The organism is Tamlana crocina (assembly GCF_012037625.1).
Genome location: NZ_JAAVJS010000829.1, coordinates 1 through 288 on the forward strand (window position 1 = coordinate 1; position 288 = coordinate 288).

The window sequence follows — 288 nt, forward strand, 5'->3', positions numbered from 1 at the left end:
GAATGTGCTATTGTCTCCACAAGGGCTGGAGGAGTCGTAGAAGTTGTGAGAGATAAAAGGGATGGTTTGTTGTGTGAGGTGGGTGATTATAAATGTTTGGCAGAGAAAAGTTTAGAATTAATTGGGGATGCCAAGATGCGTCAAAAAATGCAGCTCTCAGCCAGGGAAAGGGTAGTAAGTTCCTTTAGTTTAAAGAGAATGGTGGATGAGTTGGAAGTTATTTATAGTGAGCATGTGAAGAAGTGATCTTGTGACCAAGTGACCTTGTGAAGAAGTGATCTTGTGATG

1 protein-coding gene is annotated in these 288 nt (G+C 41.3%); it reads left to right on the plus strand.

Annotation, left to right across the window (positions count from 1 at the left end):
- Positions 1–246, plus strand: a 246-nt coding sequence (locus HC176_RS19160; protein WP_167920553.1) for a glycosyltransferase, incomplete at its 5' end; no start/stop codon positions are given.
- Positions 247–288: the final 42 nt, after the last annotated feature.